Source organism: Janthinobacterium sp. JC611 (genome assembly GCF_018682595.1).
Classification (GTDB): domain Bacteria; phylum Pseudomonadota; class Gammaproteobacteria; order Burkholderiales; family Burkholderiaceae_D; genus Janthinobacterium.
Genome location: NZ_JAFLJN010000001.1, coordinates 204,789 through 219,183 on the forward strand (window position 1 = coordinate 204,789; position 14,395 = coordinate 219,183).

The 14,395-nt window shown below is 62.5% G+C and carries 17 protein-coding genes; 6 read left to right on the forward strand and 11 right to left on the reverse strand.

What is annotated here, in order from left to right; translation table 11 throughout:
• Window positions 1-47 precede the first annotated feature (47 nt).
• Both J0O65_RS00905 and J0O65_RS00910 read right to left on the reverse strand, forming a co-directional pair.
• Complete coding sequence (locus tag J0O65_RS00905; RefSeq protein ID WP_215403237.1) at window positions 48-398, reverse strand: AzlD domain-containing protein; 351 nt, start codon at window positions 396-398, stop codon at window positions 48-50.
• Complete coding sequence (locus J0O65_RS00910) at window positions 391-1,137, reverse strand: AzlC family ABC transporter permease (RefSeq protein WP_215403238.1); 747 nt, start codon at window positions 1,135-1,137, stop codon at window positions 391-393. The genes J0O65_RS00905 and J0O65_RS00910 overlap by 8 nt, the downstream gene beginning before the upstream one ends.
• A gap of 258 nt (window positions 1,138-1,395) precedes the next feature.
• On the opposite strand from J0O65_RS00910, the gene J0O65_RS00915 reads away from it, so the two are divergent.
• The 4 genes from J0O65_RS00915 (at window position 1,396) to J0O65_RS00930 (ending at window position 3,699) form a co-directional block, all read left to right on the forward strand.
• Entirely contained in the window at window positions 1,396-1,590 is a 195-nt protein-coding gene (locus tag J0O65_RS00915) for a zinc-finger domain-containing protein (RefSeq protein ID WP_034780619.1), read from the forward strand.
• A 75-nt stretch (window positions 1,591-1,665) separates the two neighbouring features.
• The gene (locus tag J0O65_RS00920; RefSeq protein ID WP_215403240.1) at window positions 1,666-2,091 is read left to right on the forward strand and encodes a YybH family protein; all 426 of its coding nucleotides are present in this window, start codon (window positions 1,666-1,668) and stop codon (window positions 2,089-2,091) included.
• The gene (locus J0O65_RS00925) at window positions 2,091-3,116 is read left to right on the forward strand and encodes an alpha/beta fold hydrolase (RefSeq protein WP_215403242.1); all 1,026 of its coding nucleotides are present in this window, start codon (window positions 2,091-2,093) and stop codon (window positions 3,114-3,116) included. Before J0O65_RS00920 ends, J0O65_RS00925 begins: the two co-directional genes overlap by 1 nt.
• Window positions 3,109-3,699, forward strand: coding sequence for a DUF2946 family protein (locus J0O65_RS00930; protein WP_215403244.1), 591 nt, complete (start codon window positions 3,109-3,111; stop codon window positions 3,697-3,699). Before J0O65_RS00925 ends, J0O65_RS00930 begins: the two co-directional genes overlap by 8 nt.
• A gap of 3 nt (window positions 3,700-3,702) precedes the next feature.
• Here the strand turns inward: J0O65_RS00930 and J0O65_RS00935 are convergent, their stop codons facing one another.
• The gene (locus J0O65_RS00935; RefSeq protein WP_215403246.1) at window positions 3,703-5,292 is read right to left on the reverse strand and encodes a M48 family metalloprotease; all 1,590 of its coding nucleotides are present in this window, start codon (window positions 5,290-5,292) and stop codon (window positions 3,703-3,705) included.
• Between the two features lie 198 nt (window positions 5,293-5,490).
• On the opposite strand from J0O65_RS00935, the gene moaC reads away from it, so the two are divergent.
• A complete protein-coding gene (moaC, locus tag J0O65_RS00940; RefSeq protein ID WP_034746095.1) occupies window positions 5,491-5,997 on the forward strand; it encodes a cyclic pyranopterin monophosphate synthase MoaC in 507 nt (168 codons plus the stop codon).
• On the opposite strand, the gene J0O65_RS00945 is transcribed toward moaC, so the two are convergent.
• Window positions 5,998-6,378 (reverse strand): DUF6713 family protein, encoded by a 381-nt coding sequence (locus tag J0O65_RS00945; protein WP_215403248.1) that lies wholly within the window; start codon window positions 6,376-6,378, stop codon window positions 5,998-6,000. It lies immediately after the preceding gene.
• A gap of 175 nt (window positions 6,379-6,553) precedes the next feature.
• On the opposite strand from J0O65_RS00945, the gene J0O65_RS00950 reads away from it, so the two are divergent.
• Window positions 6,554-7,276: a flagellar brake protein gene (locus tag J0O65_RS00950; RefSeq protein WP_215403250.1), complete on the forward strand. Its 723-nt coding sequence runs from the start codon at window positions 6,554-6,556 to the stop codon at window positions 7,274-7,276.
• Window positions 7,277-7,297: 21 nt separating this feature from the next.
• On the opposite strand, the gene J0O65_RS00955 is transcribed toward J0O65_RS00950, so the two are convergent.
• From J0O65_RS00955 to recA, 7 genes are all read right to left on the reverse strand, one after another.
• Window positions 7,298-7,762 carry a pilin gene (locus J0O65_RS00955; protein WP_215403252.1) on the reverse strand — a complete coding sequence of 155 codons (465 nt, stop codon included), beginning with the start codon at window positions 7,760-7,762 and terminating at the stop codon, window positions 7,298-7,300.
• A 214-nt stretch (window positions 7,763-7,976) separates the two neighbouring features.
• On the reverse strand, window positions 7,977-8,858 hold the full coding sequence (sucD, locus tag J0O65_RS00960) for a succinate--CoA ligase subunit alpha (protein ID WP_076565931.1): 882 nt from the start codon (window positions 8,856-8,858) through the stop codon (window positions 7,977-7,979).
• 13 nt (window positions 8,859-8,871) lie between these two features.
• Window positions 8,872-10,041 (reverse strand): ADP-forming succinate--CoA ligase subunit beta, encoded by a 1,170-nt coding sequence (sucC, locus tag J0O65_RS00965; protein WP_076565928.1) that lies wholly within the window; start codon window positions 10,039-10,041, stop codon window positions 8,872-8,874.
• A 72-nt stretch (window positions 10,042-10,113) separates the two neighbouring features.
• On the reverse strand, window positions 10,114-10,674 hold the full coding sequence (locus J0O65_RS00970) for a DUF2889 domain-containing protein (protein WP_215403254.1): 561 nt from the start codon (window positions 10,672-10,674) through the stop codon (window positions 10,114-10,116).
• Between the two features lie 267 nt (window positions 10,675-10,941).
• Window positions 10,942-12,480: a class I SAM-dependent methyltransferase gene (locus J0O65_RS00975; RefSeq protein WP_215403256.1), complete on the reverse strand. Its 1,539-nt coding sequence runs from the start codon at window positions 12,478-12,480 to the stop codon at window positions 10,942-10,944.
• A 201-nt stretch (window positions 12,481-12,681) separates the two neighbouring features.
• A complete protein-coding gene (recX, locus tag J0O65_RS00980; RefSeq protein WP_100428358.1) occupies window positions 12,682-13,137 on the reverse strand; it encodes a recombination regulator RecX in 456 nt (151 codons plus the stop codon).
• A 135-nt stretch (window positions 13,138-13,272) separates the two neighbouring features.
• Window positions 13,273-14,376 carry a recombinase RecA gene (gene recA, locus J0O65_RS00985; RefSeq protein WP_215403258.1) on the reverse strand — a complete coding sequence of 368 codons (1,104 nt, stop codon included), beginning with the start codon at window positions 14,374-14,376 and terminating at the stop codon, window positions 13,273-13,275.
• Window positions 14,377-14,395 lie beyond the last annotated feature (19 nt).

A 14,395-nucleotide genomic window follows, 5' to 3' on the forward strand; every position in this document is an offset into this window, starting at 1 on the left:
CGCTATTTTACCGCAATGACCAGAGCAAATCCCCGATTTGTCCTGCTTTACTGAAAAACGTGCAACAGTCGCAAGCCCGTGAAAACCAGCATGCCGAACACAATGGTTTGCAACATATTGCGGCGAATCACAAAAAAGAGCGTGGCGGCAATCCCGGACAAGAGTTTCAAATTCGACAATTCGAAGTGGACTTGCTGCCCCTCCATCAGCATATCGGGCGCGATGATGGCCGCCAGCGCGCAGGCCGGCGCATAGCGCAGCATCTCGCCCACGCGGCGCGGAATGGTGATGTGGTGGCCGACCAGCCAGAAGGTGCTGCGCGTGGCCGCTGTCGCCACCACCAGCACGGCGATGGCGATCCACACGTCGGCCCTGCCCCAGTCTATGCCGTCAAACATGGCGTTTTGTCCATTTCTCTGTCAATTCTTCCACGGCCATGGCGCTGACCATGCCCACCAGCACGGCCACCAGCAAGCCCAGTTTATATGGCAGGCCGTAGGCCAGCACGGCCACCGCGCCCGCCACCAGCACGCCGCACAGGGCCGCGCGGCTGAGGATCAGCGGCACGGTCACGCACAGGATCGCCAGGGTGCCGGCAAAACCCAGGCCCCATTCGGCCGGCACGACGGCGCCCAGCACGATGCCGATGAAGGAACCGATTTGCCAGGCCAGCCAGTTGGGGTAGATCAAGCCTTTCAGGAAAGGCAGCTTGGCCGGGTCCGGCGTTTCGTGCGGGTAACGCTGCAGGAACAGGCCCACGGTGATGTCGCCGGCCACATAGCCGAGCGCAAAGCGCTGGCGCCACGGCAGATGGGCGAAATGGGGGGCCAGCAGCACGGAAAAGATAACAAAACGCAAATTGACGACGAGGGCCGTGGCGAAGATCACCCACACGGGCGCATGCGCGGCCAGCAGGGGCAAGGAAGCGAGCTGGGCCGATCCGGCAAAGACGAACAGGGTCATGGCCCCCGCCTGCGCCACCGTCAGGCCGCTTTTCACCATGGCCACGCCCACCACCATGCCCCAGGCGGCGATGCCCAGCAAGGTGGGCGCGCCCAGGTTCAGGCCGGCGCGCCAGGCATCTTTCAGCAGGGCATCGTCGCTGGCGGCCGGGACGGCGTTCGCGCGGGTGTTCATGCGCGCCCCCGGCAGGCTGAGTGTGGTAACTGCACAACAATGGTGCATGACGACAAGGGCGGCAATGGTGATACCGGCAAGGCAAATCCAGTCAGTGTGGCGCTGCAGCTGCCATATTTGCGCAAAAATCCGCGCCGCAGCCGAAGATGATCGAGCCGCCATTTTAGCCATGATTTTTGCTGTCTGCCTGAATCCGTTAAAATCGTGCTTTTGGCAGCCGCCGACTTCCTTCCATACAGCCTCACGGAGCATGACAAGATGACAAAAACCACCCAGCCAGCGGTCGAACTCGACAGTAAAGACTTGCCAGCCCACTGCCCTAACCCGGCCATGCCGCTGTGGTCGTCGCATCCGCGCGTGTTCCTGGAATTCAACAAGGACGGTATCGCCAAGTGCCCGTATTGCGGCACGGCGTACACCCTGAAGGAAGGCGCCAGCGCCGGCCATCATTAAACTGCCCAGCGGCGCGCCACCAGCGCGCCGTTTTCATTTGCACCTGTCATCCATACCGCTCAAGCCGGAGTCGTCATGAAACGTCTGAAAGAACTCAATGGCAGCGCCGCCGAAGTCGAAGCGGCGTTCTACGATGCCTTGCACCGCGCCGACCTCGAAGCGCTGATGGCGCTGTGGGCCGACGATGAAGAGATCGTCTGTATCCACCCGGGCGGCGCGCGCCTGATCGGCCATGCCGCCATCCGCGCCTCGTGGGAAACCATCCTGGCCGGCGGCGGCCTGCACATCGTGCCGGCGCAGCTGCATGAGACGCACAACCTGATGAGTTCCGTGCATACGGTGATCGAAGGCGTCACCCAGGCAGAAGGCGGCCCGGCGCACCTGCTGGCCACGAACGTGTACGTGAAAACGCCGCGCGGCTGGCGCATCGTGCTGCACCACGCGTCCATCGCCCCGGGCGGCGCGCCGGCCGACGCCACGGGGACGCAGATCCTGCACTGATGTCCTTGTCACTGTCCTATACCGCCCCGCTCTGGCTGCCTGGCGGCCACGCGCAGACGATTTATCCGGCCGTGTGCCTCGCCAAGCCGGCCGTGGCCTTCCGCCGCGAACGCTGGCAGGCACCCGATGGCGACTTCGTCGACGTCGACCTGGTCGACGGCCAGCCGGGCCAGCCCTTCGTGGTGCTGTTCCACGGGCTGGAAGGCTCATCCAGCAGTCACTACGCGCGCGCCCTGATGAGCGAAGTGGCGGCGCGCGGCTGGTCGGGCGCCGTGCCGCATTTTCGCGGCTGCTCGGGAGAAGCCAACCTGGCGCCGCGTTTTTACCATTCGGGCGACGCGCAGGAAGTGGACTGGATCGTGCAGCGCCTGCGCCCGCGCGCGACGGGAAAATTGTACGCAGCCGGTGTCTCATTGGGCGGCAACGCCCTGCTGTGCTGGCTGGGCCAGTCGCAGCACCAGGCCGACTTCATCGATGCGGCGGCGGCCGTGTCGGCCCCGCTGGACCTGGCGCAAGGGGGCAAGGCCCTGTCTTCGGGCGCCAACCGGCTGTACACGCGCATGTTCCTGAACACCTTGAAACCGAAATGCCTGGCCAAGCTGGAACAGTTTCCCGGCCTGTTCGCGCGCGAAGCCATGCTGGCCGCGCGCGACTTGCACGCCTTCGACAATGTCGTCACGGCGCCCCTGCACGGCTACCGCGACGCCGACGATTACTGGCACCGCGCCAGCGCCAAGCACGTCTTGCCGGACATCACCGTGCCGACCCTGGTGCTGAATGCGCAGAACGATCCCTTCCTGCCCGGGCGTTTCCTGCCGCGCCGCGCCGCGCCCAGGGTCACGCTCGAGTATCCGCGCCACGGCGGCCACGTCGGCTTCGCCACCGGCAAGTTGCCAGGAAGCACACGCTGGCTGCCGCAGCGCCTGATGCATTTTTTTGAAGGCGGCAACACGGCGCCATCGGCGCCGCAAACCTGTCACGCTGGCAGTTCGCAAACGCACACGGAAAACGCACCACATGGATGAACTCGTCAAACAGGCCTTGGCCAAATGGCCGAACGTGCCCCACTGCTACGGCTGGCTGGGCCTGGACGCGCGCGGTCACTGGCGCATGCGCGACCAGCGCGCGCAGCAACAGCAACTGCCTGGCGACAAGATCGCCCACGCGGCCCTGTTGAACTTTATCAACCGCAATTACGACCAGGACGAACGGGGTTGCTGGTTTTTCCAGAATGGCCCGCAGCGCGTGTATGTGAACCTGGAAGCGACGCCGTACATCGCCCGCAGCGATCCGCAGCACGGGTTTGTCTTGCAGACGGGTACGCCGCTGGCGGCCATCGATGCCGCCTGGCTGTGCGACAACGGCGCGCTGATCCTGCGCCACGGCGATAGCGTGGCGCAGGTCGATGACCGCGACATGGCCCACGTGCTGGCCGCGCTGCGCGTCGACGGGCTGCCCTTGAGCGACGAGGCCTTGCTGGGCTGGCTGGAACATGCGCAAGGCAACTTGACGCTATGGCATGACGACAAGGCGATTGCCGTGCAGCCGCTGCGCTACGCTGCCGTGCCGCAGACCTTCGGCTTCCAGCCGATGCCGCAAGCCGAATAAGGCTTAGCCCTTCTGGTCCTTGATCTGCTCGCGGCGCTTTTCCTGCAATTCCCGCTCGCGCGCATCGATCACGGCCTGGTCATAAAAGGTCGCGTCCGTCGATTTGCGGGCGATCGTCAGCTGATCCAGCGCGGCCATGGTGGCGCCCTGCAGCACGTAGGATTCGGCCAGCGCCATGTGCTGCAAGGTCATCTTGCCCTGGTCCGCATACGCTTTCGCCAGTAAATCGTACAGTTCCGGCTCTTCCTTGTAGAGCTGCACCTGCTCGCGCAAATACAGGGTTGCCTGCTCCAGCTTGCCGGCCGCCATCAGCGCTTCCGCATACTGATGGGCAATGCCGCGCGAGAGGGGGAACTGCTGGCGCGCCGCGTCGGCCGCCTTCAAAGCCTGCTGCGCCACGTCCTTCTTCTGCGACGGCATCAGCAGCACTTCCAGCCCCATCGCCGCCAGCAGGGAATTGGGCGCTTGCGTGCCGCCCGAAGTCAACACATTCGGCGCGGCCGGCTGGTGCAGGGCCGCATTGGCCGCATCGAGTTCCTTTTGCGCATACAGCGGCTTGCCCTGCTTGACGGCGACAAAGGACAAGCCGTAATGGGCGGCCACCACCTGGAAGCGGCTTTGCTGTTCCAGCTGCGTCGTGAAGACAGCCTTGGCATTCAGCAAGCCTTGCACGCTTTCATCCTGCAGCACGCGGGCGCGGGCCCGGGCCAAGTGGAAACTCAGGCTGTCCGCACGCTGCTTGTACGGCTGCTCGCGGATGCGCGCCTGGATGTCGGCGATGCGTTCCGTCGTCAGCGGGTGCGTCTGCAGGTAGGCGGGCATCAGGTCGCTGTACGAACGGCTGGCCGCCTGCATGCGGCCGAAGAAGGCCACCATGCCGGTCGTGTCGAAACCGGCCTCGCCCATGATCTGGAAACCGATGCGGTCCGCCTCGCGTTCGGCGTCGCGGCCGAAATTGAGCTGGCGCTGGATGGCCAGGCCCTGGCCGGCGGCAAACACGCCCATGGCCACGTCGCCGCCCGCGCGCGAAGCTAGCGCCGCCAGCAACATGGCGGCCAGCGGCATCAGGGCGTCCTGGCGCTGCTGGCCCAGCATGCGCGCGATATGGCGCTGCGCCACGTGGCCGATCTCGTGCGACAGCACGGACGCCAGTTCCGCCTCCGTTTGCGCCGCCAGCACCAGGGCCGAGTGCACGCCGATGAAGCCGCCCGGCAAGGCAAACGCGTTCAACTGGGGATCGCGCACGGCGAAGAAAAAATAGTCGTAATTCGTTTCGCCGCGCACGCTGGGGCGCGCCGCCACGAGGGCGTTGCCGAAGGTATTCAGGTATTCCAGCAAGGGCGCGTCGTCGAGGTAATCGCGGTCGCCGCGGATGCCGCGCATGATTTCCTCGCCGATCTTGCGCTCCATCGCCGGCGACAGGTCTTCGCGCGAGGTATCGCCCAGGTTCGGCAGATTCGGCGCTGGCGGCACGGCCGGCGGCGTCCAGCTGCTTCCCTGCTTGGCCACCGCACTGGCGGCGGGCGCCACCGGCGTGGACGTATAGGTTTGCGCCAGCGCACAGGGCGCCGCCAGCGACAAGGCAGCCAGCATGGCTGCGCGCCGGGCGCCGCGCCGCCATGGCGCAGCGGCGTTTTCAAGGACGATCGGAAGGGAAGTTTTTGAATTCACGGGTGCTATCATACCTTGTTCGCGGCGCCCATTCCCACGCAACAAGCATGCACCCTGCCGGTGGCATGACGGCGTGGCCCGGCGTGCCGCCCTCCCGATTTCCTCACCTATTTTGACGCCATGACAACAGCAGACAAGCAAGCCCCCGCCGGGGAACTGACCCATTTCGACGCCACGGGCCAGGCCCACATGGTGGACGTGGGCAGCAAGGAAGACACGCGCCGCAGCGCCGTGGCGGCCGGCACCATCCGCATGCAGCCGGCCACCCTGGCCTTGATCATTTCCGGCAATGCGAAAAAGGGCGACGTGCTGGGCATCGCCCGCATCGCCGCCATCATGGGCGCCAAGCGCACCAGCGACCTGATCCCCCTGTGCCACCCGCTGGCCCTGACGCGCGTCACCGTCGATTTTGAAGTGGATGAGGCGGCCAACAGCGTGCACTGCCGCGCCCAGGTCGACACCACGGGCAAGACAGGCGTGGAAATGGAAGCGCTCACTTCCGTGCAAATCGGCTTGCTGACGATCTACGACATGTGCAAGGCCGTCGACCGCGGCATGGTCATGACGAACGTGCGCGTGCTGGAAAAGCATGGCGGCAAGTCGGGCGACTGGCACGCCGAGGTGTAATCATGCGGCCTGGCGCGCCAGCTGGCCCTTGAGCCGGCGCAAGTCGCGCAGCAGCCAGGCGGCGCACGCCAGGCACAGCGCGATGATGGCGATCGACAGGGGCAAGTGGAACTGTTCCAGTCCCGCCAGCGCGAAGCCGGCGTGGATCAGGAAGGTGGCCACGCCCAGCGCGGCGCACACTGCCGCATACCACCGCGCCCGCGTGGTGTTCAGCAGCACGTGCCGGTAACCGAGCAGCACCAGGGAAATCGCCGCCAGGTTAAACACCAGGAAACCCTGCACGCCGCCCGGCAACTGAAACATCTCCCACTCTTTCCAGTAGGCGGCGTCGATTTGATGCAGGATCAGGAACAACATGGTCCAGAAGTAGCTGCGCGGCATAAGATTTGCATTCGTCAATATTGGTGCAATTATAAAACCTGCGCCGCGCTCCTGCACATGCGCCCGCACGTGCCTTTGGTATTTTTCCAGGCCACTATGAATTTCATTGATATAAGTGCTTTTTCATCAAGAAATCATGCATACTGCGAGTCGACAATATTCAAATGAGCATCGGATGACTAGCAACAGGCCCGCCGCGGACAGCAAGCTCCAGGACTTCGACTTCGAGGCCATGCATCTGCAGGTGGGGGGACGCATCCAGTTCATCACGCACCGCACCATCAAGCCCATCCAGCATTTCTCGACCGTCATCGGCTATGTGAAGGATGAGTACCTGATCGTCAAGATTCCCATGGAAAACGGCGCGTCCATCGTGCTCAACGAGGGTGACAAGCTGACCATCCGCGTGTTTTCCGGCGTCACCGTCTGTTCGTTTTCCTGCAGCGTGCTGCGCATCTTCGGCCGACCGCTCAATTATGTCCACCTGAGCTTTCCCGACGCCATCCAGGGTACCAGCCTGCGCACGGCCATGCGCGTGAAAGTGGACATTCCCGCGCAGCTCAGCTACCGCGACGTGGCGGCCGTGCCCGTGTTTATCGTCAACCTCAGCGTCTCGGGCGCGCTGATCGAGGCGCCCAGCATGCTCACGCCGGACGACGACGGCGTGGCGCTCAGCTTTACCCTGCTGGTGCAGCCGAACCAGCATCAGATGCGCGTCAATACGCGCGCGCGCATCCAGAACGTCAGCGTGGGCAAGCCGTCGAATGGCCGCGGCGCCGAGGCGGCGGACATCTATACGTATGGCGTGCAATTCATCGACCTGGAACCGACCCATTACACCCTGCTGCAAAACCTCACCTATGAGGCGATGATCGCGGACCGGCAAAAAATCGTCTGACACTGGGGCGGCGGGCGCCGCTCACTGCGTCGCCACCACCTTCGGAATATTGCTCTTGGTAATGGCTTCCCTGGCCGCCGCATTCGTCACGCTGGTACTGTTAAACCAGCTCAGGCTGCTGGAGCCAAGCTGCAACTCCATGTTCACCGTCTGGCCGCCCATGCCGCTGCCCAGGTCGCCGGCCAGGGTCAGCTCGATATTGCCCTTGTCGACCTTGGCGCCGGCCACCTCGCGCGTCGGGTTGAACATGGGAATGGCGCTGGGCACGGCCTCGGTGGGCGTGCTGCAGGCGGTAGCGGTGCCGCCGCTTTCCTGCACGCACAGGGCCACGGCCGTTTTCAACGGGGCAGCGGCGGCCAGCACATTGCTGACCTTGGCCCGCATCGTATAGTCGCCATACTGGGGAATGGCCACGGCCGCCAGGATGCCGGCGATGGCCACCACGATCATCAGTTCTATCAGGGTAAATCCGCTTTGCGCGCGCATCGTATCCTCCCATGGTGCATTGCTCACGCCAGCTACGGTGCAAGCGCCATGCCAGCGGCGCGCCCGGGCAGCGGCGGCATCAGTGGAAAGAAAAGCGACGCATTTGGGCCGGTTCGGACCAGCGCCGTCGCCCCAGGGCCGGGAATCGGTTTGTCTTGCGGACAAAAAAAAGGAGCCGAAGCTCCTTTTTTGTACTGCATGAACCGGGCTGAAATTACAGCATGGCTTTCAGCAGACGCGCCATTTCCGACGGGTTCTTGGTCACGGTGATGCCGCAAGCTTCCATGATTTCCAGCTTGGCTTGTGCCGTATCGGCACCGCCCGAGATCAGCGCGCCGGCGTGGCCCATGCGCTTGCCTGGAGGAGCGGTGACGCCGGCGATGAAGCCGACGACCGGTTTTTTCATGTTGTCTTTGATCCAATAAGCCGCGTTGGCTTCGTCCGGACCACCGATTTCGCCGATCATGATGACCGCGTCGGTATCTGGATCATCATTGAACATCTTCATGATGTCGATGTGCTTCAGACCGTTGATCGGGTCGCCGCCGATGCCGACTGCCGACGATTGGCCCAGGCCCAGTGCGGTCAATTGACCCACTGCTTCATAAGTCAGGGTACCCGAACGCGACACCACGCCGATACGGCCCTTCTTGTGGATGTGACCTGGCATGATGCCGATCTTGATTTCGTCTGGCGTGATCAGGCCTGGGCAGTTAGGGCCCAGCAGCAAGGTTTTGCTGCCGGCTTTAGCCATGCGGTCTTTCAGGACCATCATGTCACGCACGGGAATGCCTTCGGTGATGCAAATGGCCAGATCCATTTCAGCTTCGACAGCTTCCCAGATCGCCGCTGCCGCGCCTGCTGGCGGCACGTAGATCACGGAAACGTTGGCGCCGGTTTCTTTTTTCGCTTCGGTGACGTTGGCGAAAATAGGAATGCCTTCGAAGTCTTCGCCGGCTTTCTTCGGGTTCACGCCTGCCACGAAGGCAGCTTTGCCGTTCGCGTAGTCGCGGCAACCGCGGGTGTGGAATTGGCCGGTCTTGCCGGTGATCCCTTGGGTGACAACTTTGGTATCTTTATTGATCAGAATGGACATGTTGATTCCTTAATTAAGCTTGACCGGCAGCAGCGGCAACGACGCTCTTGGCTGCATCTTCCATGGTGTCGGCTGCGATGATAGGCAGACCGGAATCGGCCAGCATCTTCTTGCCCAGGTCTTCGTTGGTGCCCTTCATGCGCACCACCAGCGGTACGTTCAGCGAGACGGCTTTCACCGCGGCGATGACGCCTTCGGCGATCACGTCGCAACGCATGATGCCGCCGAAAATGTTCACCAGGATGGCTTTCAGGCCTGGGTTTTTCAGCATGATCTTGAACGCTTCGGTCACTTTTTCTGCCGTGGCGCCGCCGCCGACGTCCAGGAAGTTGGCTGGCTCGCCGCCGAACAGCTTGATGGTGTCCATGGTGGCCATGGCCAGGCCGGCGCCGTTCACCAGGCAGCCGATGTTGCCGTCGAGCGAGATGTAGGCCAGGTCGAATTTCGACGCTTCGATTTCAGCTGGATCTTCTTCGTCCAGATCGCGCAGGGCGACGATTTCCGGATGACGGAACAGGGCGTTCGGGTCGAAGTTGAACTTGGCGTCCAGGGCGATGACCTTGCCGCTGCCGGTGACGATCAGCGGGTTGATTTCGGCCAGCGAGCAGTCGGTTTCCCAGTACGCTTTGTACAGGCCTTGCAGGTTGACGCGCGCGTCGACGATGGAACCGGCAGGCACGCCGATTTTGGTCGCGATGTCGTCTGCCTGGGCATCGGTCAGGCCTACGCCTGGATCGATGGTGACGTGGTGAATCTTCTCTGGGTGGCTCTCGGCCACTTCTTCGATGTCCATGCCGCCTTCGGACGACGCCATCAGGACGATTTTCTGGGTGACGCGGTCGGTGACCAGCGAAACGTACAGTTCTTGCTTGATGTCGGCGCCTTCTTCCACCAGCAGGCGGTTGACTTTCTGGCCTTCGGCGCTGGTCTGATGCGTGATCAGCTGCATGCCCATGATCTGGTCAGCGTATTCCTTGACCTGTTCCATCGATTTTGCCACTTTCACGCCGCCGCCCTTGCCGCGGCCACCTGCGTGGATCTGCGCCTTGACGACCCACACCGGGCCGCCCAGGGTTTCCGCAGCCTTGACGGCTTCTTCGACGGACATGCACGGGATACCGCGTGGTACCGTCACTCCGTGCTGCCGGAGGATTTCTTTGGCTTGATACTCATGGATTTTCATGCTGGCTTCCCTTCTGATACTGATGTGTAAAAATACGGTTAGTGGTGCAAAAAAAACAGGAAAGCGCCGGGGTCACGCCTTGGCTACCCAGCGCGGGTAATACTGTGCAACTGCCCCGCCATCGGTGCGCAAGGCGTGGCATTTGTCGAGTTGAAACGGCTTTTCATGCGACAAGTCAGCATTCTCGCCGTCACGGGTCGACCAGACATCGCCGGCAAATGCCTGAACCGTCGCAGTCGGCAAGACTTGCGCCAGTTCGGTCAAATGGGTACAGCCGGCGATTCCCGCCAGGCGCTGTTTCAAGTCGCGGCGGAAATTCTTCAATAAGTTCAAACCGATCAGCGCCCGGTAAGCGGGGCCGATGGTATCGCAAAAACCGGGATAGGGCACGGCATCGGAGGCAGCTTCGGCCTCGACGATGTTCAGTTCGCGATCGACGGTAATGCGCAAGTGGAGGTCATGCAGAGGGGAGCCGGCGGGACGGGGGCCGGAGGCCAGGGTCGCGTCAAAGCTTTTGATATCGGTGATATGGGCGTCAATATCCCACAGGCCGTCGTCGCGCACATACGCTTGGACGTCGATAACGCGGGAGTGCCGGAGGGCGCGCCGGGATACGGGAGTTGACAGGGGCATAAGACCGATGCCGCTTGCGCGGCCATAATTTAGTAAGCAGCCATGTGCCTAAAGCACTCTGTTCGCAGCTTCTACGAACAGCAACCGCACCTGCGGCGCCGCAAAAACCCTAAAAGTGTAGCACATTGGGCGCTGGTTGCGCCGCAACATAATTTTTCATCAGTCTGGTCGCCCGCATGCAATTATTGATACGAATTGCAAAATCAATGACCATCATTCACAATCCATATAACAAATGGCCTTGCACGGACACGCCAACACACGGTCTCAGTCGGTCACGCCCATGGCGCGCAAAACAGGCAAGGTACGCTCGGCAAACTGGCGGGCATGCTCCCCCAGTTCGGCCAGGTTCTCTTCTTCCGTCAGCAATGGCTGTCCATCCTTCGACAGCAACTGGTTCAGGCGTATCAGCACGGGCCATGTCTCGCGCACCCATTCCTGCGGCTCTTGCCATCCTTGCATTTTCGCCCACAGGAACAGTTGTTGTAAATGCGGTACAAACACGCCACCGCCCGTCATCGGGCTGGCGAGACTATACAGGTCGGACCTTGCCAGCGCCTGCTCCAGCAAATACGCGTTCAGGCGCGCCGTCTGCGGCCGTGCCACGGCAATGTCGGCATCGTCCTGTACGGCGGAGACACTCCCCTTGCTGATCAGAATCAACATGATCTGCAACAAGGCGGCCAGGCTGACTTCGGTGCCAGCCAATTGTTGCTCCAGTTCCCCGATCGTGCGCACGCGATGATCGGCGAGGGCATCGAGCACGGGTGCATACACGCGCTCATCCATATCGGCATCACCCAGCACGCCATGCACGCTCAACACCACCGTATCGCGCGGCACCGCCAGCATCACGCGCACGGCCCGCAAGGCCGTGGCCTGGGCGAACGGCGTCAGCGTGCGCGCACCCTTGATCCAGTAATCCCGGCGAAATTGCTGGTTGGTCAGGAAAGACCGCGTCGTTTCGCGGAAGATGGGATCGGGAATCTCGGCCAGGAATTGCTGGTGTGCGGCCGTCAGATTGAGCATGTCGACATGCTCGGTATAGGTGGCGGAAGCGGCGAACTCCAGCTTGGCTTCGCTCAACATGGCAGCCACCTGGGAAAAAGCCATCGGCTGCCAGTCCGCATTGAAATACTCATGTGCAACATAATGACGTTCAAACGATTTCAACTTCTCGAAGCGGTCGGCCAGCAAGGGATTGGCCTCGAGATAACGCGGCTGCGTGGCAATCATCCTGTCGACGAAATCGATGGCGCCGTCAATACGCGTCAGCACGCCCTGGGCCGGGGCAGCCATGACGCGGCTATGCTCGGCCAGCAAGTCGCGCAGCGGCATCATGGCTGCCCAGCCAGGCTGGGTGTTGTAGCTGAGGTAGGCGACGCCACCCACTTTCAGCTTGCGCTGCAGAAAGTCCACGATCAGTGCGCGGTTTTCCGCCGAAATCCAGCTCCAGATACCGTGCAGGCAGATAAAATCGAAATCGGGCAAGTCGTCGCGGTGGCAAAACTGTTCGAACGATTCGTCCGTGAACTGCGCCCCGGCGCCAGCGGCACTGGCCAGCTCCTGGGCATATGCCGCCTGGGCAGGGTTAAAGTCATTGCCATACCAGCGCGTGGCGGACGCTGCTGCGTGGAGGTTGGCACTGACGCCCTGGCCGAAGCCCAGTTCGCAGGCCGTGCCACTGGCGGGCAGGACCAAGCCGGCGGCCAGCAGTGGCAGGCGCAGGCGCAGGGGATTCAATTCTTCGTAATAGCCATAGGTATAGGCGACCTCGGCCATGTAGCCGGCATTCCAGTTGCTCATTGCGCTTCCTGTCTCGATCAGTGGCGGTGCACGCGGCGCACCGGTTCGAGCGCCAGAATACCCGATATCACGATGGTGCAGTAGCGCAAACAAAGGGCGGCTGAAAGCGCAGTTCCCCCCTGGCCCGGGCGGAAGGCCGCAAGACCGCTAGAATGACCTGCCGTGACGGCATGCCGCAGTGCCGGCCCGCTCGCGACGGCCTTACTCCTCGTCGGGCTCGAGCCCCTTCAAGGCCACCTGCACGGCGCGCTGGGAAAAGCCGCGCTGCATCAGGAAGCGCATCTGCTTGCTGCGCTGCTCGGCATCCTGCGCCACTTGCCCGAATTTGCGGCGCCATACTTCGCAGGCGCGCGCCACTTCCCCTTCGGCCAGGCCCGCCTTGAGTTCCTGCAGCGCTTCGCCGCCGATGCCATGGCTTTGCAACTCCGCCATGATGCGGCTGTTGCCGAAGCGTGCCGAACGGCGGTGAATCAGCGACTCGGAAAAGCGCTCCTGCGACAGCCAGTTGGCTTGCTCCAGGCTGTCGAGCAAGGCTTCCACATCGTCGCCTTCCTGCGCATGCCGCTGCAGCTTGCGCCGCAATTCCATGCGGCTGTGCTCGCGCATTGACAGAAAGCGTAGCGCCCTGCCCTTCAGGCTTAGTTGTACTGCGGCCATACCCCCACCTTGTCTTTCATTCCACGATCACAGCACCCAAACACAATCGCCGCCCGGCGCAACAGCGCGGGACGGCGATCATGGTCACACCTTGCCAGCCACCATACACAAGCGTGAATGACGGCTGACGGCAGCTTACTCGGCGGCCTTGGCTTCCGCCTTGGCAGCCTTGTCGGCGGCCTTATCCGCTTTTTCCGGTTTTTCAGCAGCCAGCGGCGGCAGTTCGCGCACGCCCAGCGAAGCGCGGACCTTGTTTTCGATTTCGCGGGCCAGCGCCGGACGCTCTTGCAGGAAGGCGCGGGCGTTGTCCTTGCCCTGGCCGATGCGTTCGCCGTTGTAGCTGTACCACGAACCGGATTTTTCCACGATCTTGGCATCCGAGCCCAGGTCCAGGATTTCGCCTTCGCGCGAGGTGCCGGCGCCGTACAGGATGTCGAAGTGCGCTTCCTTGAACGGTGGCGCGATCTTGTTCTTGACGACCTTGACCTTGGTTTCATTGCCGATCACTTCATCGCCGGACTTGATCGAGCCGGTGCGGCGGATGTCCAGGCGCACGGAGGCGTAGAATTTCAGCGCGTTGCCGCCCGTGGTCGTTTCCGGGCTGCCGAACATCACGCCGATCTTCATGCGGATCTGGTTGATGAAGATGACCAGGGTATTGGTGCGGTTGATGGAACCGGTCAGCTTGCGCAAGGCTTGCGACATCAGGCGCGCTTGCAGGCCTGGCAGGGAATCGCCCATATCGCCTTCGATCTCGGCGCGTGGCGTCAGCGCGGCCACGGAGTCGATGACGACGAGGTCGACGCTGCCCGAACGCACGAGGGCGTCGCAAATTTCCAGCGCCTGCTCGCCCGTGTCCGGCTGCGAGATCAGCAATTCATGCAGGTTCACGCCCAGCTTTTGCGCGTAACCGACGTCGAGCGCATGCTCGGCATCGATAAAGGCGCAGGTGCCGCCCAGTTTTTGCATTTCGGCGATGGTTTGCAGGGTCAGCGTGGTTTTACCCGACGATTCCGGACCGTAGATTTCCACCACGCGGCCGCGCGGCAAGCCGCCCACGCCCAGCGCGATATCGAGGCCGAGCGAACCGGTCGATACGACTTGCACTTCTTCGATCGGGGCGCTGGAATCCATGCGCATGACCGAACCTTTGCCAAACTGCTTCTCGATCTGCGCCAGTGCGGCGGCGAGCGCCTTGGCTTTTTCCGATGCGGGTACTACAGCTTTTTTATCGTCCATATGTTCTTTCAGCCGTTCT

Bases quoted from the DNA above. Each gene is read 5' to 3' on its own strand.
- J0O65_RS00905 (WP_215403237.1), bottom strand. From the start codon at position 398: ATGTTTGACGGCATAGACTGGGGCAGGGCCGACGTGTGGATCGCCATC.
- J0O65_RS00910 (WP_215403238.1), bottom strand. From the start codon at position 1,137: ATGAACACCCGCGCGAACGCCGTCCCGGCCGCCAGCGACGATGCCCTG.
- J0O65_RS00915 (WP_034780619.1), top strand. From the start codon at position 1,396: ATGACAAAAACCACCCAGCCAGCGGTCGAACTCGACAGTAAAGACTTG.
- J0O65_RS00920 (WP_215403240.1), top strand. From the start codon at position 1,666: ATGAAACGTCTGAAAGAACTCAATGGCAGCGCCGCCGAAGTCGAAGCG.
- J0O65_RS00925 (WP_215403242.1), top strand. From the start codon at position 2,091: ATGTCCTTGTCACTGTCCTATACCGCCCCGCTCTGGCTGCCTGGCGGC.
- J0O65_RS00930 (WP_215403244.1), top strand. From the start codon at position 3,109: ATGGATGAACTCGTCAAACAGGCCTTGGCCAAATGGCCGAACGTGCCC.
- J0O65_RS00935 (WP_215403246.1), bottom strand. From the start codon at position 5,292: ATGCTGGCTGCCTTGTCGCTGGCGGCGCCCTGTGCGCTGGCGCAAACC.
- moaC (WP_034746095.1), top strand. From the start codon at position 5,491: ATGACAACAGCAGACAAGCAAGCCCCCGCCGGGGAACTGACCCATTTC.
- J0O65_RS00945 (WP_215403248.1), bottom strand. From the start codon at position 6,378: ATGCCGCGCAGCTACTTCTGGACCATGTTGTTCCTGATCCTGCATCAA.
- J0O65_RS00950 (WP_215403250.1), top strand. From the start codon at position 6,554: ATGACTAGCAACAGGCCCGCCGCGGACAGCAAGCTCCAGGACTTCGAC.
- J0O65_RS00955 (WP_215403252.1), bottom strand. From the start codon at position 7,762: ATGCGCGCGCAAAGCGGATTTACCCTGATAGAACTGATGATCGTGGTG.
- sucD (WP_076565931.1), bottom strand. From the start codon at position 8,858: ATGTCCATTCTGATCAATAAAGATACCAAAGTTGTCACCCAAGGGATC.
- sucC (WP_076565928.1), bottom strand. From the start codon at position 10,041: ATGAAAATCCATGAGTATCAAGCCAAAGAAATCCTCCGGCAGCACGGA.
- J0O65_RS00970 (WP_215403254.1), bottom strand. From the start codon at position 10,674: ATGCCCCTGTCAACTCCCGTATCCCGGCGCGCCCTCCGGCACTCCCGC.
- J0O65_RS00975 (WP_215403256.1), bottom strand. From the start codon at position 12,480: ATGAGCAACTGGAATGCCGGCTACATGGCCGAGGTCGCCTATACCTAT.
- recX (WP_100428358.1), bottom strand. From the start codon at position 13,137: ATGGCCGCAGTACAACTAAGCCTGAAGGGCAGGGCGCTACGCTTTCTG.
- recA (WP_215403258.1), bottom strand. From the start codon at position 14,376: ATGGACGATAAAAAAGCTGTAGTACCCGCATCGGAAAAAGCCAAGGCG.